The sequence below is a fragment of the Hydrogenimonas urashimensis genome, from assembly GCF_016593255.1.
In the GTDB taxonomy this organism is placed as follows: Bacteria; Campylobacterota; Campylobacteria; order Campylobacterales; family Hydrogenimonadaceae; genus Hydrogenimonas; species Hydrogenimonas urashimensis.
Genome location: NZ_AP023212.1, coordinates 2081920 through 2102964, shown reverse-complemented (window position 1 = coordinate 2102964; position 21045 = coordinate 2081920). Strand labels below are relative to the sequence as shown.

Genomic DNA, 21045 nt, shown 5'->3' with positions numbered 1-21045 from the left:
TGATAAGGATTTTTTATGAAAGAGTTTTTCAAACTCCTGATACGGTATAAATTTCTCGTCATCGCCCTCTTCGTGGCGATCGCGGGGTTCGGGTACCAGGCGTACCGGGCGATTCCGGTGGACGCCTTTCCCGACATCACCCCCAAACAGGTGGTGATCTACACCGAAAGTCCGGGCAATTCCGCCCAGGATATCGAAAAGTTGATCACCTATCCCATCGAGTCCGCGATGGCGGGCCTGCCCGGGGTGAAGATGATTTTGAGCAACTCCATCTTCGGGCTCTCCTACGTGTCGATCTTTTTCGAAGATGAATACGACATCTACTTTCTGCGCCAACTCGTCACCGAGCGCCTGGGCAGTGTGGAGATCCCCGAAGGGTGGGGCAAGCCGGTCATGGGACCCAATACAACGGGCCTGGGACAGGTCTTCTGGTACCGGTTGGCCGTCGATGGAAAATCTTACGACTTGACGCAGCTTCGCGCCCTGCAGGAGTATGTGGTGGCCCCCATGCTCAAGGCGGTCGACGGGGTCGAAGAGGTGATCGGCTGGGGCGGCTTCACCAAGCAGTACGACGTGCTGATCGACCCCAAACGGCTCCAGGCACTCGACGTCACCTACGATGAGATTGTCGATGCCCTGCAGCGCAGCAACCGGAATGCCGGAGGGCAATATCTGGAGATGAACCGCGAACAGTATCTGATTCGCGGAGACGGCTTCTATAAAAGCCTCGACGATATTCGCAACAGTGTCGTCAAGACCAAAGAGGGGCGCGCCGTCACCCTCGGTGACGTGGCGAAGGTGCAGCCCGGCAAAGCTCCCCGTTTCGGGGCTGTGACCGTCGATGGGAAAGAGGCGATGTTCGGGATGGTGCTGCAGCGCAGCGCCACCAACGCCGCAAGGGTGGTCGAGCGCATCAAAGCGAAGCTTTCCCTCGTCGACGCCGCCCTGCCGGAAGGGGTGCACATCGAAGCGATCTACGACCGCACCGAGATCACCCACAAAGCGGTGAGCACGATGACCGGCGCGCTCATGACAGGGGCGGTGCTGGTGGCGATCGTCCTCTTTCTTTTTCTCTTCGAGCTTCGCAGCGCCTTCATCGTCATCCTCTCGCTGCCGCTGTCGTTGCTGATCGCCTTTTTACTGATGAAGTATTACGGTATCAGCGCCAACCTGATGAGCCTTTCGGGTCTGGCCATCGCCATCGGGATGATCGTCGACGGCACCATCGTCGTGGTCGAAAACGCCTTTCGACTGTTGCATGACAAGCCGAAGGATTCGAAACTGCAGATCATCGCCGAAGCGACGGCGGGGGTGGCCAAGCCGGTCATCTTCGCCCTGCTCATCATCGCGGCGGTCTTCATTCCGCTATTGAGCCTTGGCGGATTGGCGGGCAAACTCTACACGCCGATGGCCATCGACATCGTCTTCGTGATGCTGGGGTCGCTGGCGGTGGCGATGCTGCTGGTGCCGGTGCTGGCCTACCTCTTCCTCAAACCCGCCAAAAGCGGTGTCAGCCCCCTGATGCGCGCGATCAAAGTGATCTACACGCCGGTGCTCTCCTTTTGCCTGCGCCACGCCAAATCGGTCACACTGCTGGCGGCGATCCTTTTTCTCGTCAGTGCCATGCTGCTCAGCCGCCAGGGGCGGGAATTCATGCCCGAACTCAACGAAGAGTCGATCATGTACCGCGTCATCGCGATTCCGGGCACGGCACTGGGGCAGAGCGTGGCCCTTTCCAAGGAGATCGAGAACTATCTGCTCAAAAGCTACCCCAAAGAGGTTAAAAGCGTCCTGGCGATGATCGGCCGAAGCGAAAAGGGCGAAACCGCCCAGGGCAACTATATGGAGATTTTGCTGACCCTTTCACCCCATATCGGCGATCTGCCGGGGTTGGCGAAGCGGATGACGGAAGATCTGCAACATCGTTTCAGCTTTGTTCAGTTCGTGCCCACCCAGCCCATCGCCATGCGGATTGAAGAGCTGCTGGAGGGGGTCAAGGCGGAGTTGGCGGTGAAGATTTTCGGGGAAGATCAGAAGGTGATGGACGGCATCGCCACGCAGATTCAAAGGGTGCTTCAATCCATCGACGGGTTGGAGCGTACGGAGGTCGAAACCCAGTTGGGACAGGCGCAGATTACCATCCGTCCCGACTTCCTCGCCCTCTCGCGTTACGGCATCGGTGTGGACGAGGTGATTCAGGTGATCCGCCACGGCATCGGAGAGGAGCCGGTAACCGAAAAGATCGAAGGGGTGCGCCGCTTCGGGGTCGTGCCCAAAATCGATGGGGCCAAAGAGAACATCGACGCCATCGGCGAAATCCTGCTTCGTAGCAAGGACGGCAAAATGGTGCCGCTCAAAACGCTTTGCGACATTACGGTCAAGCAGGGGCCCTCCTTCATCAAACGCGAAAATCTGAGCCGTTATATGGTCATCTCCTTCGAAGTGGAAGGCCGTGACATCGCCTCTTTCGTCCAGGAGGCCGACGCAAAGATTAAAAAGGAAGTGGCCATCCCCAAAGGGTACTACATCCGCTGGGCGGGGGATTTCAAAAACATGCAGGAGGCGACGCAGAAACTGATGGTCATCGTCCCCGTCACCTTCGTGGTGATTCTTCTGCTGCTCTATACCGCCTTCAATTCGTTCAAAAAGTCGCTTCTGATTCTGCTGGGTGTGCCGTTGGGGCTCATCGGCGGTATCGCGGCGCTGGTCATGAGCGGCCAGTATCTTAGCGTTTCGGCGATCGTGGGATTCATCGCCATCTTCGCCATCGCGATCCTCAACGGCATCGTGCTGGTCAGCTTCATCGACGAATTGCGCGGGAGATTTCCCGACGTCCGCCTGGAAGATCTGCTCAAAGAGGCGGCCAGCCTTCGTCTGCGTCCGGTGCTGATGACCGCCTTTACGACGCTGTTTGGCATTCTGCCGCTGCTTTGGGCCACGGGGGTCGGCAGCGAAATCCAATACCCCCTGGCGGTCGTGGTCACCGGCGGCATTATCAGCTCCACGATCCTCACACTGCTGGTGCTGCCGGCACTCTATCTGCTCTTTTACAGAGAAAAAAGCCGATAAAATACCGAAAACGGGAAGGAGAACGACTCTCCTTTCCTTTTTTTATCGTACCCGTCTGGCACGGCCATGACCGGCGGCACATCCGTGTCCTGCACCGCGTCCCCGGCCCGCCACGGTTCCCCGTCCTATGACGACACCATGACCGTGAACAGTACCTGTTCCTTTTTTGTAGTGCAGATGCCCGTTGCCGTCACGCCATACGGCGATACCGGTGCCGTGGGCCACGCCGCTGCCCTGAAATATCCCTTTGCCATGGGCCACACCGCTACCCTGGACGATGCCGGTGCCATGCACCGTACCGTTGCCCGCCATCAGAGAGGGTGTGCCCAAAAGCGCCCCGATTGTCAGGACCGCCGCCATCCACTTTGTCGTTTTCATCTTTGACTCCTTATATGAAATTTTTTCTTTACACTCCTTTATACGGTGACGGAGAGAGAAACATCCCCTTCCTGTGCAAAAATCAGGAAAACAACAAAAAAGATGGCGCGCCTCTTCAAACCGCATCCCCGCGCTCCCGTGCAGGCACCATCAGCTCCTTTCTGAGCCGTGGCCTTTTTTGCAGCATGCGCATCGCTTTTTTCCGCTGTTCATCGTTCAGCGTGTCGAAAAAGGCACGCCAGCGCTGTGCCAGTGCCTCTTTGCTCTTGCGTCGCATCTGTTCGATATCGGCCATCGCCCGCTTCAGTCTGTCGATATCGGGATTTGGCTTTTTAAGCTCCTCTTTGAAGAGCAGGGCCGTTTCACGCTCCTGCCGTCGCAATCGGCGAAGGGCCTGTCGCGAGGCTTCGAGAATCCCGCGAAGCTCTTTTTTCTGGGCATCGGAAAGAGCGAGCCGTTTCGCGGCGAAATCGACCCGTCTTTCGATTTTGTCCATCCTCTGCATCCGTTTTTTTGCCGTCACATAGCCGATCGCGAAAAAAAGATTGAAAGCGAGCGAGACAGCCAGCGCCCCATAGAGCAGTTTCGTTTTCATTGCCACTCCTCCCCATCCACGAAGAACAGGTCGGAACGCTCCTGCAGTACCGAAGCGAGGGGAGCCATATCCTCTTCCATGAAGCTCTGCCATCCGTACTCATCGCTCTCCACCAGCCCCTCTCCCGCTCTGTACCCGCCGAAAGAGACCAACACGAAAAAAAGGAGCGAAGCCGCAAGGCGAAGGGCTGTCGATAGCCGCACCCTTCTGTGCCGGAACGTTTCCCGTTCCCAGACCGAAACCGCACGGCTGAGATCCGCAATTTGGATCTCCGTATCCTTTTGGGGCGGATTTTTTAGCGCCAACACCGTTTCCAGGCACTCGGAACAGCGGTTCAGATGCGCTTCGATGCGCGCACGCTCCTTCTCATCCGCGGTTCCGTCGATATAGGCGGCGAGTTCGTTGAAATCGGGGCATCTCTCTCCTTCCCTCCGACCTTCTTTCCTGAAGCTTTTCCAGAGCGCTTTCTCGTTCATCGTGCATCCTTGTAGTATCGTCTCAGTCTTTCGAGTGCCTTGTGTTTCGTGCTGCGGACAGTCTGCACTTCGACTCCCAGAAAATCCGCCACTTCGTCAGGATCCATCTCTTTGTCGAAAAGAAGCCGCAAAACAAGCTCCTGACGCGCCGAGAGCAGACCCTTGGGAAGATCGATGCGCTCTTCTTCCCGGTCTCTGTCGATCGGCGAGGCGGTCTCCTCTTTCAGCGGCAAATGCCGTTTGCGGCTCCGCAGATAGTCGATGGTTGTACTGCGGCTGACAAGACCTAGCCAGGTCGACAAAGAAGCCCGCTTCGGATCGTAACTCTTCAGGAGTCTGTAACCCTCCCGCACAAGTTTGGTGTAGACACTCTGTACCAGATCGTCGACTTCCGCGGCATCGAAGCCTCCGTAGGCGGACATCGTCCGTGAAACCATGGCGCGGATCAGCGGGGCATAGGTTCGGACAAATCTTTCCCAGCTCTCTTTGTCTCCGTCTGTCAGTTTTTTCAGACTCTCTGCATCCACAATCTCTCCATCGGCGATCTTTCCAATTGTCCATTATACGCTAAAGTGCGCCGAAACATCCCCTGTGTTTCGCTTTCGCGGATGGTTCCGCACAGAAAAAGGACCCAATCGGCCGAATTCAAGGATTTGACACAAATCTGCGGCACTTCGGGGTATAATTGGAAAAAAGGACAGGAGGTGACGATGGCTCTCTCCAACAGTGAAATCGCCGACATTTTCAATCAGATGGCCGACATGCTCGAAATCAAAGGAGCGAATCCATTCAAAGTACGGGCCTACCGCAATGCGGCACGCACGGTGCAGAATCTGGGCAAAAGTCTCGAGGAGCTAGTCGAAGAGGGCATGGACCTGACAAAACTGCCCGGCATCGGTCACGACCTGGCCGAATCGATTCTCGAAATCATCCGGACGGGAAAATTCTCCAAACTCGAGACGCTCAAAAAGGAGTTGCCCGAAGGGCTCGACAGACTCCTGGCCATCGAAGGGCTGGGACCCAAACGGATCCGCCAGCTCTACGATACCTTTCATATCACATCGCTGGAGCAACTCGCCAAGGTGGCCGAAAGCGGAGCTATCTACACACTCAAAGGATTCGGCCCCAAACTGGTGGAAAAAATTCTCAAAGGGGTCCAGCTCGCCAAAAAGTCGGGGCACCGTTTCCGGTTCGATGTCGCCAAACCCTTCGCGGAGGGGCTGCGCCGCTACCTGCTCGATTTCGATGGAGTGCTTAAAGTCGAGATCGCGGGAAGCTACCGGCGCAGGAAAGAGACGGTGGGCGACCTGGATATCCTGGTCGTCGCGAAAAACTGGGAAAAAGTGACCGAATGGTTCGTCCGGTACGAAAGGCTCAAAGAGGTTGTCTCCAAGGGTCCGACACGCTCCACCGTCATCCTGCGCAACGATCTGCAGGTCGATCTGCGAAGCGTCGCCAAAGAGAGCTACGGCTCGGCACTCAACTACTTCACCGGTTCCAAGGCCCATAACATCAAATTGCGGAAAATGGCGGTCGAACGGGGATGGAAGGTGAACGAATACGGCATTTTCGAAGGAGAGAAACGACTCGGGGGCGAAAGAGAGGAGGATCTCTACGAACTGTTGGGGCTTTGCTACATCGAACCGGAGCTGCGGGAAGACCGCGGAGAGATCGAAGCGTGCATGGAAGGAAAACTGCCCAAACTCGTCACCCCCGAGGAAATCCGCGGCGACTTGCATATGCACTCCAAATGGACCGACGGCCATGCGACGATTGAAGAGATGGCGCTCGCCGCCAGGAAAAAAGGGTACGAGTATATCGCCATCACCGACCATTCACGACATCTGAGTGTAGCCAGGGGGCTCGACGAGAAAAGGCTGCGCCAGCAGATGGAAGAGATCGACCGTCTCAATGAAAAGCTGAAAGATATCACGATTCTCAAAGGGATCGAATGCGACATCCTCGAAGACGGAACGCTGGACCTGCCCGACGCCGTGCTTGAGGAGCTCGACCTGGTCATCGGTGCAGTCCATTACAAATTCAACCTCTCCAAAAAGGAGCAGACCAGGCGCGTCGTCAAAGCGATGCAGCATCCTTGCTTCTCGATACTGGCCCACCCCACAGGGCGCATCATCGGCCACCGCAACGCCTACGAACTCGATATGGGCGAAATTTTCAAAGCGTGCAGAAACGAGAATGTCGCACTCGAACTCAACGCCCAGCCCGAACGGCTCGACATCAACGACATTTACGCCAAATCGGCCAAAGAAGAGGGCATCCGCGTCTCCATCGCGACCGACGCCCACGACACCATGTCGCTCGATTTCATGGAGTACGGCCTGAACCAGGCGCGGCGGGGATGGCTGGAGAAGGAAGATGTTGTCAATACTCTTTCTTTGAAAAAATTAAAAGACCTACTTGCTTGATATTTATGAAATAAACAATGAGTTTGGTATTGAAATAGTGTAACTATTTTTTTGTACCGGTATTTGAAGCAAAATATTTTCTTACAATATTTAATTTATAAATATATTAAGATTATATTTATTATAATCCATATTCATGAATGATATCACATATTCTGATTTGAAAAATTTTGTAAAACAGAGCGATACAATTTTCTGGAAAACAGATAGAAACGGCAAGATTGTTTTTATCAGTGATGCTGTCAAACGTATTTTAGGTTATTCACCTAATGAATTCATTGGCAAAACAATCCCTCCCAGCATACCGGAAAATAGAATCGATGAATTTACAAGAGCAAGAAATTCACTTTTTACCATTTCTCCCAAACCGTTTAAGCACATGGTACGTCCAAGAAAACATAAAAACGGAGAGATTATTCTCTTTGAGATTTCAGGAACTCCTCAATACGATGAAAAAGGGACTTTTACAGGATATCTTGGTGAAAGCAGAAAAATACCATCCTCCAAAGAGAGGATAGAGATATATGAAAAAAAATTTTTTAGCAACGAAAACTTTTGGAGAGCAATTATCGATACTCTCCCTCTTAGATTTTTCTGGAAAGACACCAATTGCTGTTATACAGGAGCCAATACACTTTTTTTGAAAGATGCCGGATTGCAACATCCGTCACAAATTATTGGAAAAACAGATTTTCAGTTTGCTAAACCTGATTTTGCAGAAGTGTGTCATGCTGGAGATATTGAAATCCTACATTTCGGTAGAGAATTTTTCAGCAACGAAACAAGTATCTTCCTCGACAATGGTCACAAACTAGAAATAATTATATATAAAAGTCCTATAAAAGATGATTTTGACAACGTTATGGGTGTCGCCGCAGCCTATATCGACATCACATCCGAAAAAAATAAAGAAAAAGAGCTAAAAGAGTATCTTTATCGATTGCAGAAAACTCAGGAATTGGTCAACACAGGTTATTGGGATCTCAATCCTCTTACTGGCGAAGCATTTTGGTCTGAAAGTGTATATCGAATGTTTGGATATGAAAATGATGAGCCAACTCCTTCCGTTGATCTCTTTATGAGTCATGTAGCCAAAGAGGATAAATCAAGAGTTCTGAATAATATAAGAAATGCTTTAACAAACAAAAATTTCAACTATGACATTACTTACTGGATTGTCAAACGTAATGGCCAGAAAGCCTATCTGCACTCCAAAGCCGAAGTAATATTTCAAGGTGACAGACCCATATACGTAAAAGGGGTATGCCAAGATATTACAGCTATAAAACAACTCCAGATTGAAAATGAAAAAAAACAAGAGCTTCTAATGCGGCAAAACCGACTTGCACAAATGGGTCAGCTTCTTAATAATATTGCCCATCAATGGAAGCAACCACTTGCGGAACTCAACGCTCTTATGTTGAATCTTGAAAATGATTTTATGGAAAATAAAATCAATGAAACTCGTTTTGCCAATTTTTTCGAATCTTTTGAAAATATAACCTCTTTTATGGGGGAAACTATTGACAACTTTAGGACTTTCTTGAACCCTTCATCCCAGATCAGCATTGTAAAACCTAGTTTAGGCCTCAAAAAAGCTCTGAATCTTCTTGAACGGCGTAGTAAAAAAATCGGGGTATTTTTCGACATCGATATTGATGAATCTATAAAATCTTACGGCTCAAATCAGGACTTCATACATATTTTTTTGGTCCTTTTGGAGAATGCCATGGACGCTTTTGAAAAAAACGATATTGATAACCCTGTTATTCAGATAAAGATGTATCAAAAAGGCAATACATATGAAACCATCATCAAAGACAACGGTGGGGGCATAGATGAAAAAATTGTCGAATATATTTTCGACCCCTATTTTACGACGAAATTTCCATCCAAAGGAAGTGGAACAGGTCTTTTCCTTGTGAAGACTATCGTTGAAACCCGTCTTCAAGGTAAATTCGTTTTGATCGATTCAAAAGAAGCAACTTTCAAATTCACGCTAAAAATAGCATCAATATGAAAAAATACCCATATACCCTATTATATGCCGAAGATGATTATGGTATCCGCTCTGCTTATAAACGACTTTTTAATAAATTTTTCAAAAAGGTCATAACGGTTGCAAATGGTGCCGAAGCTTTCAATGTCTATGAAGAGTTGCACCCGGATATTATCATTGCCGATATTTTGATGCCACAGATGGATGGCTTACAATTCATTAAGCGTATCAGAAATGATGATTTCATCACCAGAGTCATTCTCCTGACTGCATATAGCGACAGAGAACGGCTATTGAAAGCGACAGAACTCAACATAACCCGATACCTCATTAAACCCGTCAAAAAAAATGATCTACTCCAAACCGTAGAAATTGCCGTTCAGCAGCTTGAAAAATTGAAAGGAAAAGTTGTCGCTATCTCAGATAACTGTACATTCAACCTCCATTCCCATATTCTTGAGTGTTGCGGAGAAGAAATCAAATTAACGAAAAGCGAATCCCTCTTTCTAACGATCATCGCCTCGAATCCCGAAAAAATTTTTTCCTCCGAAGAGATTTCATCGATCTTTTTTACCAGATATGACAAAGATCTTTCGACAGAAGCCATCAAAGCCATTATTAAACGGCTCCGCAAAAAGATTCCTTTCAATTTCATAGAAAATCGTTTTGGCTATGGCTATCGGTTGATGTCGCAGCCCATTCACTAATTATTGACACTACTTTGACACCAAAAGATATTAGAATTCTTTTATAAATTAATTTGATTAGAAAATTCAGATTTTATAATTATAAAAGGGTGTGTTTGAAGGAATCTGTTTATCAAGTAATTATCGAAAAAATCGAAAGATTTCACAGATATCATCCACTATTGTCACAATATGGATCGCATTGGAACGAAAAAATCATATTTACAGAACTTAAGCGTTTCATAAAATCTTTGGAAATGGATATCGAAAAATGCGATGAATTCTCAGAATCGATCAGCATTTTTTTCATAGAACACAAGATTCCATTCGCTATTTTGATCGAAGATATGAGGATCATCGAAGACGAATTCGTCAACAACATATTCGACGAGTCAAAGAAGATCTACTTCACAGATTTTTTCAAAGCGTTAAGGAACAAATGCGGCTACCATTTTCTCAGGCACGAGGTGAAACAGACCAAAAGCATTGAAAGAGGACATTTTCACGATAAACTCCTGTACAAAATCCACGATCAATGGATAAACTGGCTCATTGATGCGATCATTAACGAAAGACCGGAAGAGTTTCCCCTGTCGGATGCAAAAAACTGCCCTCTGCTTTTCGCTCTCGACTATCCCGAATCGAAAATGATCTGCCACAAGCTGAAAATTTGTGATTTACTGAAAAAAACGCATGAAAAACTCCATGAACTTACAGCAACCTTTACATATCTTTTTACACGAAGATATTACAAATCGGCATACCTGCTTTTTGTACAACTCAAAGAAACCCATGAAAAATTGATGAATCTCATCGCCACACTCTATTTCAATGCCCAGATTAATCGTTCTCAGACATTCAAAAATTATCTATACCGAAAAACATTCGATAAAACCGAACTGTTTGTCGCCATTTTCGACATTTTTAGTATGAAAAAGATCAACAAAATTTATTCCAACAAAACCGGAGACAAAGTCGTCCAATTGGTCGACGAATGTCTGAAATCGGTACATCTAGAAAATCAGAGCTGGATGCTTTATGCAAAAGGAGTCAGTGGTGATTTTTACATTCTTTTTGAAAACGTCTCCATCGAATCTATCAAGAACGTCGAAATCTCCTTCAACAAAATATTGGAAAAAAAATTCTCCGGTTTACCGATGGTACCGGAGTTTACAGTCAAAAAGGCTTTTTTGAAGATCGGTGAGCCACTAATTTACGGAAAGGATGGAAGTGACATAGTTTTTCATTATCTGAAAGAGAGACTAAAGGAAGAGGAAGCGACACTCTATCTTACATCTGACAACGACCAGCACTATATGAGAAAGTGGATCGATGAGTATCATTGGAACATTACCAAATTCAGAAAGTTGATTAGTGAAAAAAAGGTCGAAGTTTTCTTTCAACCAATTGCCTATATGGGCAAAATAGACAAAACGTTCGCCTTTGAGGCACTCGCACGCCTACAGGATGGCGACCATTTTATTCCAGCGGGGGTGTTTATTGACCAGATCATTGAAATGAATCTGATCACATCCTTCGATCACATGGTTCTTGATCGGATTGTTTTTTACCACGATGAAATACATGCGATGACCAACACCCTGTTCATTAACGTTTCCGCATCAACTCTGCAGGATGAACAATACATCAGCAAACTTATCCATGCCATTCGTGGCCCGCTCATCGGAACGGAAATCATCATCGAGCTTACCGAACAGGTACTAATGGAAAATCTGGGTGTCATTGAGCAATTGCACAACAACCATGGATTAATCTTTGCCATCGACGATTTCGGTACTGGGTACAGCTCTCTTCAGATGGTCATCGAACTGGCTGAAAAAAACGTCATAAATTACTTGAAAGTAGATGGTTCCCTGATCCGAAATATCGAAGATTCCTCATCGACACAACGGATTTTGCGTATCATCTCCGAAATGAGCCGGTCACTGGAGCTTGAAACGATCATTGAATTTCTCGAAACTGATAATCAACACTATATGCTAAAGTCTTACGGCATAAATTATGGGCAGGGGTATTATATAGGTAGACCCAAAATGCTCAAGAAAAAATAATAAATAGATTGAAAGGATACAAGATTATGCTTGCATTCATAAATCAAAAACAGGACCTGCAAAGAGAAAACGAAACTCTTAGAAAGCAGATAGTATTGATGGAGGAAGAGATTCGTTCTCTGAAATTCCAAAATGAGCAACTAATTGCCGAGCAAACCGGAATAAAGGATATACGAGAAGAGAACAAATTGAAAAATATTCTGACACAATTGTTGACAGACGGTTGCAAGGAAAATATAGGTTATATTCAAAACGAACTTCTCACGAATATCGAAAAGCAGGAAGAGATTAATCGACTGAATAAAGATGGGGCCGGCATTCTAGAAGAGATAGAGGAGAATGTCAACAATATATTCAACACGGACACGATTATCCATATGGCAAATGAACTGAGGAACAATGCTGAAAGTCTCAACAACAGCGTTGTCTCGATTTCGGAAGTGATAGGTCTTATCAAGGAGATATCGGATCAGACTAACTTGTTGGCCCTTAATGCGGCGATCGAGGCGGCTCGAGCGGGAGAACACGGCCGGGGCTTTGCAGTTGTGGCCGATGAAGTTAGAAAACTGGCCGAACGAACACAGAAAGCAACGGTGGAAGTCGAGATAAACATCAGCACGCTTAACCAGAACGCATCAACACTAAACGACGACAGTGAAAAACTCGAAGCCGAGGCAAATCAGGCAGCACTCAATCTTGAAGATTTCAAAAAGACCCTCGAACGGCTGGTTGACAATGCAAAAATCATTGAAAGAGACAATCAGCATACATCGTATGAGCTTTTTGCCACATTGGCCAAACTCGACCACATTCTTTTTAAGATCAATGCATACAACGGTGTTTTCAATAATACCGAAACAACTCTCACCGACCATCATCATTGTCGTTTCGGAAAATGGATAGAGACCGAAGGTAGAAAACTTTTTTCACATACCTCTGAGTTCGCGTCAATAGAGCAGCCCCACGCTGCGGTGCACAATAATGCCATTGCCGCCCTAGAATGTGTCAGAAAAGGAGAATGCCTGCACAATATCGATGTAGTGGTCAATCTTTTTAAACAGACTGAAGAAGCGAGCAAACAGTTGTTCATTGTTTTGGACAATATGCTTGCCGAAGCAAAAACTGTTAAAAGTGATTATACGAGTTGATAGAGGAATGTTCAGAATTTTCTGTAGCTTCTTCTTCAATTTCCATTTCGTGTTCCAGATTTTCCGACGAGGGATATTTTCTATCCAGTCGCTTGGCATTGGTATCCACCGCCAAAGGCATGAACAAATGTAATACCAATCCTTCGCTGGGACAGTCACCGGCACCTTCATCTGCCGTTATATCTCCTTGTTGAACTGCTCCAGTACGTTGATGGAGTGGATCTTTCAGTGGTGATATTTTGAAAATGCCAGAAAAGTATTGGCATCATCCAGGTAGGTTGTCCGTCAGGAACTTTTAGGGTCTGGGATATTTGTCCGGATGTTCGATCATAGTGTGCCTGATACCGATCGTTTCCGGATATCTTTCGCCCTGAGCGTTTCCTCCAGAGAATCCAACACTTCTCTCCACTTTTTTTTCTGTATAGTTTTCATCGGCTTGCGCTTCATGTGCACCGCACAAAACTGCCGGCCCAAGCCTGAAAAATTTTCACTGGCAACTTTCTTGACTCACCAATAACCGCCATTGATCACCAAGTCCACCCGTTCGATACCTTGTACTTTTAATGTATCGAAAATCCTTTGTAGGCCACATACGACTTTTTGCAGACGATATCAATATCCAGGATTTCCCTATATCCTTCTATACTGATCAATAATACATCCTTCATCTCCGTGAGAACCCTGTTTCTTTAAATAGGAAAATTTATAATCGGATTGGTTTGTCTTCGCATAGTGGTCCGGGTTTTCCGATGTGATACCCCTGCAGATAGTCGATCCCGATCGCTTTGCAGCATTCGGCGATCGCTTCGTTTTCCACATACTCTGCAACCGTTTTGATGCCCAGCTTGTTGGCGAAATCGACGATGATTTCGACCAGAAGTCTCGAATCTTCGTCTTCCACGATGTGGCGGATCAGCGATGCATCGATTTTGTAGTAATCGACATCCATTTTCAAAAGGTAATGGAAATTGGAGTAGCCGCTTCCAAAGTCGTCGATCGCGACCTTGGCCCCCAGAGCATGGATATTTTCGATAAACGAATTGACGAGCTCAAAATCGGACACCTCTTCCGACTCGAGAATTTCAAACGTCACGCGTTCGGGATTTTGATAGTGACGCAGGAGTTCGAAAATGGTGTTGCGGCACATTTCGTCTTTGATATCGTTGATGCTCAGATTGATCCCGAAACTGCAGTTGCAGTGCGAAAACGCATCGAAACTCTTCTCTATCACGATACGGGTTATCTGGGCATAGAGGCGGCTCTTTTGCACGACACCGAGAAATTCGCCGGGAGCGTGAATCTTTCCTTCTCTGTCTACAAGCCTTATGAGCGCTTCGTATTTCTTCTCTTTCGGATCGCCAAGATTGAGGATCGGCTGATAATGGAGGATGAGCCGATCCTCTTTGATGGCATCTTCAACCTCCTTCATCCACCGGATGTGCAGTTCGTAGCTCTCTTCGATCTCCCCGGAATTTCTGTAGTATTCGAAAGGTTTGTTGCGCTCTTTCGCCGCATTGAGTGCGATCGAGGCTTTTTCGATCAGACGCTCTTTTTGCATCTGCACGATCCCCGCAGTCATCGAGATACGCAGCTCTTCGAGTCCCGGCGTTTCGAAGGTCATGTCGTGAATCTTCTCGAGAATGTCGATGACCTCGTTCGGATCGAACGCATCGAAACAGACCATGGCGAATTCGCTTCCACCGATTCGGTAGAGTTTCGCACCCTCCGGAACGACCGTTTCGAGTTTCGCGGCGATCTCCCTGAGCAGTTTGTCTCCCGTCTCAAACCCGTAATAGTCGTTGAGATCCTTGAATCTATCGACATTCATCAGCAGCATCGTTGCGGCTTTTCCCTCGGTATCTCTTTTGAAACGGTTGATATTGCCAAGCCCGGTCAGCGGATCGGTCAGGTAGGAGTCAAGAAGCCTGTCGTAATAGAAACGGATTTTCAAGATCAGACTGTTGAAGGAGCGCTCGAGCAGCAGGCACTCGTGGCAATTGGAATCGACGCGGATCGGTTTCCCAAGATTTTCGTCGACATCGACATCGGCGATCTTTTTGCTCAGTGATGTCAGCGGATCGACAAGGTTTTTTTTGAAAACCTTGTAGAAAAAGAAGAAGAAAATGAAGAGGAAAATGGCGAACAGGAGGGTGAAATAGTAGATCATCCGATCAAGCGACACGACAATCTGGCGAATGGGCAGTACGATATCCACGACACCGTTGATATCCCCCACCTTGGCATTGGTATGGCACGAAAGACACCTCTTTTCGACCCGGACGGGAAAAAGATAGCGGATGGTTCCTTTCTCTATCGTACTGATGTTCTCTTCGCCCTTCATGGCTCTTTGCACCAGGGGGTCCGACGCTAATTTGAGATGGTCCTCTTCGATGCGTCCATACTGCGCTTCGACCAGGGCGCTCCTGTAGACTCCGATTTTCAGATCTCTGTGCAGCGCGTTGAGACGTCCAAGAATCTCTTGGATATCCTTTTTCGTCCACATCCCCTGCATTTTGGTATAGATATTCTCGAAAACCAGTTCGCTCGTCCGTCGCGCATCCTCGATGGCCAATGTTTCAAGCGTCCGCTCCTTGAGGTAGAAACCTGTGAAAAGTTCGACGGCCAGGCTCGCAAAAAAGAAAAGAGCGATTATTTTCAATACCAACTGTCTGATAGTAACCGGTTTATCCATTATGCATCTATTTTGATACATCTATGCTAAATAAATGATTAAAATCCCTTATATCAGACTTGTTGATACATATTATGCAGGGTTTCGATGAAAAACAATGAAAAATATTTGTTTTTCAAAATATATGAAGAAATAATTTTGATCATTGACCCGTCAAAACGGGAAAAAAAGAAGCGGAAAAAAAGCGCAAAGCCCCCTCCGGGGATTCACGCCTTTTTGAGAAATTTGCTAAGAAGAACGATCTTTACACCGTTGACACGCCCTTCGATCTGTTCGGGATTGTCGGTAAGATGGATGTTTTTGACGACAGTGCCGCGTTTGGCGGTAAATCCGGCTCCTTTGACATCGAGATCCTTGATGATCGTCACCGAATCACCCTCTTGAAGGATAGTTCCGTTGCTATCGCGCGTCGGCTCGCGCTCTGGGACGCCCTGCTCTTCGGCTTCGGCCCACGCCTGCACTTCCGGCTCCAGATAGAGCATATCGAGCAGATCCTGCGCCCACCCCTCGGTGGGAGCGAGTCGCTTAAGCAGGCGGTACGCCGTCACCTGCACAGCCGGTTCGGTACTCCACATGCTCTCGTTGAGGCAGTGCCAGTGGTTGGGATCCATCTCCGACGGATCTTCGATCTGCTCCCGGCAGACCCGGCAGACAAGGATCGACTTTTCCGCACTGCCGTCGGAAGGCTGCACCTCCAGAACGCTCAACTCCTTCTCGCTCCCGCACAGTTCGCATCTGCCACCGCTTCGTGCCATCAATGTATCTTTTACACTCATAAATTTTTCACCTTTTTGTCAAAATTTGAAACCCTCTTTCATGACGACTCAAAAAGAGCCTCTGTTGCGAAATTCGGCGATCTCCGTCTCGACCATCGCATCAATCATCTGTTTGTAGATGTCGGCTACCATGTTGGGCGAGACCCCGAGTGTCAGCGCTTTATGCCGCACATGGTTGAGCACATCTTCGATCCGCTCGTCCGCCTTGATTTCGTCGACGGTATGTTTGAAATTGGCCGCCTGCTTGATATAGTCGTTGCGCACTGCGATCAGCTCCACGATCATCTCGTCGACCTTGTCCACCTCTTTGCGCAGCTCTTCGAGCGTTTCACACTTTTTGATCTCCATCGCAACTCCTTCCGGTATCTCATCTGGGTTGATCGTTTCAGCTTATTTTATCCAAAAAATCGCCGCTTTCCCTGTGGCGCCTGAACTCTTCGTAAAGCTCTCCACACTCCCACAGATCCATGACGCCGTTGTCGATATCCTCAACGATCTCGTCGAAAGTCCGGAGCAGATCCGTAAGATCCTCCTCCCGCTCGAAATTTCCTTCGCGAAGATAGAGATCCTTCGCTGTCTCGACAAAGGGGCGAAGGTCCCCTTCGATCATCGCCTTGAGCTCTTCACACATCCTCATCCTCCCCGGGAGATTCGATCATCTTTTCCAGCTCCGTGAAAATCTCGACACACTCCTCGTCGCTCACGTCACCCTCTTCGATATCGTGGAGCAGCTCCGTTAAAGCGGCACGAAGCTCCTGGAGCTCGGCATATTCGGCCTTGGCCGCTTCGTCCGCATTCTTCGCGTCCGCCACGATCTCAAAAAAGTCGTCGATCGCATCCTCGATGTCGGGGATCATTTCCAGTTCCAAAAGCGCCTTCAACTCTTCACAATTCGCCATTTGACAACTCCTTCAGTAGCGTTAAAAACTCTTCGCCGTACCGTTCGAACTTGACCTCTCCCACACCGTTGATCCCAAGCATCTCATTCCGTGTCACCGGCAGCAGGGCAGCCATCAGCGCAAGGGTCCTATCCGCGAAAACGATATAGGCCGGCACACCCTCTTTTGCGGCGATCTCTTTGCGCAATGCTCTAAGTCTATCGAAAATCGCCTTATCGTACACGATATCCGCAGGCACCGACCGCGGGGGTTTTCTCTTTCGCTCTTTCACCCGAAGCCGGTCGGAGCGAATCTTTACGCGCCCCTTTCCTTTCAGAATCTCCGCTCCCACGGGGGTTAGGAGGAGACTCCTGTGTTGCCCCCTCGCCAGTGCCCCGAGCTCCATCAGCCGCTCGACGATCGCCTCCCACTCCCCTCTGCTTCGCTCCTTTCCGATGCCGTAGACCGAGAGCTTCTCGTGTCCGAACTGCATGATCTTTCTGTTTTCTGCGCCCCGCAGAAGATCGATCAGATGGCTTTTGCCGAAACGCTGCCGCGTCCGGTAGAGAGCGGAGAGAAATTTCCGCGCGTCTTCTGTCACGTCGATGTGCTCGGCGTCGCCCATGCAGTTGTCGCACCGCTCGCCGCACGCTTCCATCCGCTCGGCAAAATAGTCCGCAATCTGTCCGTGCCGGCACGATTCGCTCCGACAGAACCCGATCATCTTTTCGAGCTTGTTGTAGGCGTTTTGCCGGTAGGGACCCTCCGGCAGCTCCTCCAGCAGCGAGGCACGCTGTGCCGCATCGGCGGCACTGTAAAGAAGCAGGGTTTCGGCGGGCAGGCCGTCCCGCCCAGCACGTCCGATCTCCTGGTAGTAGTTTTCAAGCGTCTTGGGCATGCGGGTATGGACGACATAGCGGATGTTCGATTTGTCGATTCCCATGCCGAAAGCCACCGTAGCGACGACCACGTCGATCTCGTCGTGGACGAATGCGTGGTAGGCCTCACGGCGCAGCCTCTTCGTCAATCCCGCATGGTACGCCTTCGCCCTGAAACCCTGTCGGTTCAGATAATCGGCCAGCTTCTCGGCGGCATTGCGGGTAAAGGTATAGACGATGCCGCTCTCTCCCCGGTATCTTCTTAGAAAATCGACAAGCTGCCCTCTGCCGTCCCCCCGGCGCGGTTCCGCGCGGATCAGCAGGTTGTTCCTGTAGACCGACCCGCGCAGGCGCACCGGTTCATTAAGACCCAGCTGCAGGAGAATGTCACTCTCCACTTCGGGAGTGGCTGTGGCCGTGAAAGCCGCGACGGGCGTATTCGGAAAATACTCTTTGAGGACTCCGAGCCGCCGGTAATCTTCGCGGAATTCGTGTCCCCATTCGCTGACGCAGTGCGCTTCGTCGATGACGAACATCGCGATTTGGATCGATTTGAGCAGCTTAAGAAAGCCGGGGGCAAAAAAGCGTTCGGGAGCGATATAAAGAAGTTTCACTTCGCCTTCGCGAAGTTTCGCGATCACCGTGCCGATCTCTTCTGGAGTCTGCATCGATCCGATCATCTCCGCCTCGACGCCCTGCAGCTTCAACGCCCTGACCTGATCGTGCATCAGTGCCAGCAGCGGCGAAACGACGACTGTCACCCCCTCTTTCATCAGAGCCGGCAACTGGTAACAGAGCGATTTTCCGCCACCGGTAGGCAGAATCATCAAGAGATCGCGGTTCGCCATCACGGCCTCCACCGCTTCCTGCTGGAACGGACGGAAACCGGTATGGCCGAATACCTGTTTGAGAATTTTTTTCAAAAGCGGCCTTTGCCAAACCCTCTTGCCGGCTGCGTAGTGTTTCCCGCTTTTCGTGGCCATGCACCGGTTTTTGGGATGGGTTTTATAGTGACGAACCTATTTTACCATTTGAATAGACGTCATTTCCAGCCGAGGCCCGGATTTTGACATCGGGTGAAACATCTGTTGCCGAATAAATCGTTTTTTGTATAATTTATGTTATTATTTATTATAACTTTCGGCACTTGTCGCTGGGTGGGGAGATTTTTTTGAAAGAAAAACAAAAACTACCAATTCGTATTGTCTATATCGAAGATGACGAAACCATTCGTGGGCGCATCGGTGCGCTGCTGCAGGAGCATATCGACATCGTGCGTATCGCAAAAAGCGGCAAAGAGGGTCTGGAGCTTTTCAGAAATTTCGACGCCGACGCCATCGTCACCGATTTCTCGCTTCCGGAGATGGACGGTCTCGAATTTATCGAGAAAATCAAGAAAGCAAAGCCCCGGTGCCCAATTTTTCTTACCGTGACGATCGATGACATTCCCTTTGTCACCGATGCCGTCAAAAAGGGTGTCACCCACTATCTTTTCAAGGAGTCCCCTCCCGAAAAGCTCCTGCGGCCCATACGCGAAAGTTTCAACTTTTTCGATGAGACCATCTACTCTCTTAAAATTTCGTCCGACGCCAGAATCGAAGATATCGGCACCTCTTTCGCCGATTATCTCGGCTATTCAAGAGAGGAGCTTCTGGCCTTGCCGCTTTCGTCGATCATCCTCTCCCCCAAAGGGACGCGGCGGAGCGAAACGTTCCCCTTTCTGTCGCATTTGAAACGATTCGGCAGAGTGGAAAGTTGTCACGGCGTTTTTAGAAAAAGAGAGGGCGGCACAACAATCCTGAGCGGTTTCGGCAAGCAGATTGCGAACGGTGAGGCGGAAACGTATATGACCGAGTGGTATCCCGTCGAATCGCTTCTGCAGGCCCACAGGCAGACAAAGAAACAGCTGAAAAAGGAAAGCTATCTCAAATCCCTGATGCGGTTTCATACCGATATCAGCCATGAGGCGATGCGCTCCGGGGACTTCGAAACTTTTCTGCAGAGGATTCTCGACAGAATTCCCGCCATCGATGCCAATATCCAGGGATGCCTTTTCGTCAAAGAAAAGGGTCTTGAACTGGTTTTCCATACCCACGATCTACCCAAAGAGACCCTCCGGCTCTTGAAGGGCGTCACCGACCACGGAAAAGATGGGGAGGCAAGCCGTCAGCTTCCCTGCTATCTGGCGGCAAAACACCGTAAAACGGTTTTCCTTGACGATCTTTCCCAGCTGGCGGAATCCTCTTTCAAACGCACTTTCATTGACAACGCTATCCACTCTCTTGTCTCCATACCCCTGCAGGATATGACACTCTCATCCGAAAATATCCTCACGCTCATGTTCAAACAGCCCCACTTCTTCGAAAAAGAGGAGCTGGAGCTATGGGAGAAAATCGCCGAAACCCTCAGTTTCGCCCTCGACTCCATTCGCACGAGGATGGAGCGGGATCGGCTCATACAGAAGCTGGACACGATGGCACACACGGACAATCTCACAGGCACGGTCAACCGCCACAGGGGTATGGAGCTGCTGGAGGCGGAAATCGATCGGGCGAGACGGTACGGCAAGAGATTTTCGATTCTCTTTTTCGATATCGACAATTTCAAAAAGATCAACGACACCTATGGCCATGCAATGGGTGACAAGGTACTGACCCAAACGTCCCGATCGATCAAATCCTCGCTGCGCAGCACAGACACACTGATACGGTGGGGAGGGGAGGAGTTCTTGATTCTGCTTCCAGAAACGGCTCTGGGTGACGCGGTCCACCTCGCCCAGAAGCTTCGTCAATGCATCGAGCAGCGCAACGGGGACATTCCGCTCCCTGTCACGGCAAGTTTCGGGGCAACGGAGTGGATTCCGGGCGAATCCTTCGACACGCTCATCAGCAGGGCCGACGCCAAAATGTACGAAGCGAAACGGCAGGGACGCAACCGCATCTGCTATTGAGAGCGAAGCGCGGCCGCACTTT

Annotated in this window: 17 protein-coding genes and 2 pseudogenes; 8 read left to right on the top strand and 11 right to left on the bottom strand. The window is 49.2% G+C overall.

Going from position 1 to position 21045, the window contains the following annotated elements:
* The first annotated feature begins 15 nt into the window (after positions 1–15).
* Positions 16–3069 (top strand): efflux RND transporter permease subunit, encoded by a 3054-nt coding sequence (locus JMG82_RS10720; protein WP_201352727.1) that lies wholly within the window; start codon positions 16–18, stop codon positions 3067–3069.
* A 42-nt stretch (positions 3070–3111) separates the two neighbouring features.
* Here the strand turns inward: JMG82_RS10720 and JMG82_RS10715 are convergent, their stop codons facing one another.
* From JMG82_RS10715 to JMG82_RS10700, 4 genes are all read right to left on the bottom strand, one after another.
* Complete coding sequence (locus JMG82_RS10715) at positions 3112–3447, bottom strand: hypothetical protein (protein ID WP_201352726.1); 336 nt, start codon at positions 3445–3447, stop codon at positions 3112–3114.
* Positions 3448–3562: 115 nt separating this feature from the next.
* Complete coding sequence (locus tag JMG82_RS10710; protein WP_201352725.1) at positions 3563–4042, bottom strand: periplasmic heavy metal sensor; 480 nt, start codon at positions 4040–4042, stop codon at positions 3563–3565.
* On the bottom strand, positions 4039–4518 hold the full coding sequence (locus JMG82_RS10705; protein WP_201352724.1) for an anti-sigma factor family protein: 480 nt from the start codon (positions 4516–4518) through the stop codon (positions 4039–4041). The genes JMG82_RS10710 and JMG82_RS10705 overlap by 4 nt, the downstream gene beginning before the upstream one ends.
* The gene (locus JMG82_RS10700) at positions 4515–5045 is read right to left on the bottom strand and encodes an RNA polymerase sigma factor (RefSeq protein WP_201352723.1); all 531 of its coding nucleotides are present in this window, start codon (positions 5043–5045) and stop codon (positions 4515–4517) included. The genes JMG82_RS10705 and JMG82_RS10700 overlap by 4 nt, the downstream gene beginning before the upstream one ends.
* 183 nt (positions 5046–5228) lie before the next feature.
* Here JMG82_RS10700 and polX point away from each other — a divergent pair, with 183 nt between their 5' ends.
* From polX to JMG82_RS11900, 6 genes and pseudogenes are all read left to right on the top strand, one after another.
* The gene (polX, locus tag JMG82_RS10695; protein WP_201352722.1) at positions 5229–6944 is read left to right on the top strand and encodes a DNA polymerase/3'-5' exonuclease PolX; all 1716 of its coding nucleotides are present in this window, start codon (positions 5229–5231) and stop codon (positions 6942–6944) included.
* A 136-nt stretch (positions 6945–7080) separates the two neighbouring features.
* A complete protein-coding gene (locus JMG82_RS10690; RefSeq protein ID WP_201352721.1) occupies positions 7081–8964 on the top strand; it encodes a PAS domain S-box protein in 1884 nt (627 codons plus the stop codon).
* A complete protein-coding gene (locus tag JMG82_RS10685) occupies positions 8961–9650 on the top strand; it encodes a response regulator transcription factor (protein ID WP_201352720.1) in 690 nt (229 codons plus the stop codon). Before JMG82_RS10690 ends, JMG82_RS10685 begins: the two co-directional genes overlap by 4 nt.
* Before the next feature lie 236 nt (positions 9651–9886).
* Positions 9887–11701 carry an EAL domain-containing protein gene (locus JMG82_RS10680; RefSeq protein ID WP_201352719.1) on the top strand — a complete coding sequence of 605 codons (1815 nt, stop codon included), beginning with the start codon at positions 9887–9889 and terminating at the stop codon, positions 11699–11701.
* A 26-nt stretch (positions 11702–11727) separates the two neighbouring features.
* A pseudogene (locus tag JMG82_RS11905) lies at positions 11728–12393 on the top strand (methyl-accepting chemotaxis protein); the annotation flags it as partial.
* Positions 12394–12492: 99 nt separating this feature from the next.
* Positions 12493–12849, top strand: coding sequence for a CZB domain-containing protein (locus JMG82_RS11900; protein WP_236579221.1), 357 nt, complete (start codon positions 12493–12495; stop codon positions 12847–12849).
* Between the two features lie 327 nt (positions 12850–13176).
* Here the strand turns inward: JMG82_RS11900 and JMG82_RS11895 are convergent.
* From JMG82_RS11895 to recQ, 7 genes and pseudogenes are all read right to left on the bottom strand, one after another.
* Positions 13177–13332, bottom strand: a pseudogene (locus JMG82_RS11895) (transposase); the annotation flags it as partial.
* 220 nt (positions 13333–13552) lie between these two features.
* Positions 13553–15541 (bottom strand): EAL domain-containing protein, encoded by a 1989-nt coding sequence (locus tag JMG82_RS10665; protein ID WP_201352716.1) that lies wholly within the window; start codon positions 15539–15541, stop codon positions 13553–13555.
* Between the two features lie 206 nt (positions 15542–15747).
* Positions 15748–16317, bottom strand: coding sequence for a PhnA domain-containing protein (locus JMG82_RS10660; protein ID WP_201352715.1), 570 nt, complete (start codon positions 16315–16317; stop codon positions 15748–15750).
* Positions 16318–16365: 48 nt separating this feature from the next.
* Positions 16366–16665 (bottom strand): chorismate mutase, encoded by a 300-nt coding sequence (locus tag JMG82_RS10655; protein ID WP_201352714.1) that lies wholly within the window; start codon positions 16663–16665, stop codon positions 16366–16368.
* Between the two features lie 37 nt (positions 16666–16702).
* Positions 16703–16948 carry a hypothetical protein gene (locus JMG82_RS10650; RefSeq protein ID WP_201352713.1) on the bottom strand — a complete coding sequence of 82 codons (246 nt, stop codon included), beginning with the start codon at positions 16946–16948 and terminating at the stop codon, positions 16703–16705.
* Entirely contained in the window at positions 16941–17216 is a 276-nt protein-coding gene (locus JMG82_RS10645; RefSeq protein WP_201352712.1) for a hypothetical protein, read from the bottom strand. The genes JMG82_RS10650 and JMG82_RS10645 overlap by 8 nt, the downstream gene beginning before the upstream one ends.
* Complete coding sequence (gene recQ, locus JMG82_RS10640; RefSeq protein WP_201352711.1) at positions 17203–19056, bottom strand: DNA helicase RecQ; 1854 nt, start codon at positions 19054–19056, stop codon at positions 17203–17205. Before recQ ends, JMG82_RS10645 begins: the two co-directional genes overlap by 14 nt.
* A gap of 188 nt (positions 19057–19244) precedes the next feature.
* Here recQ and JMG82_RS10635 point away from each other — a divergent pair, with 188 nt between their 5' ends.
* A complete protein-coding gene (locus JMG82_RS10635) occupies positions 19245–21023 on the top strand; it encodes a diguanylate cyclase (RefSeq protein WP_201352710.1) in 1779 nt (592 codons plus the stop codon).
* Positions 21024–21045 lie beyond the last annotated feature (22 nt).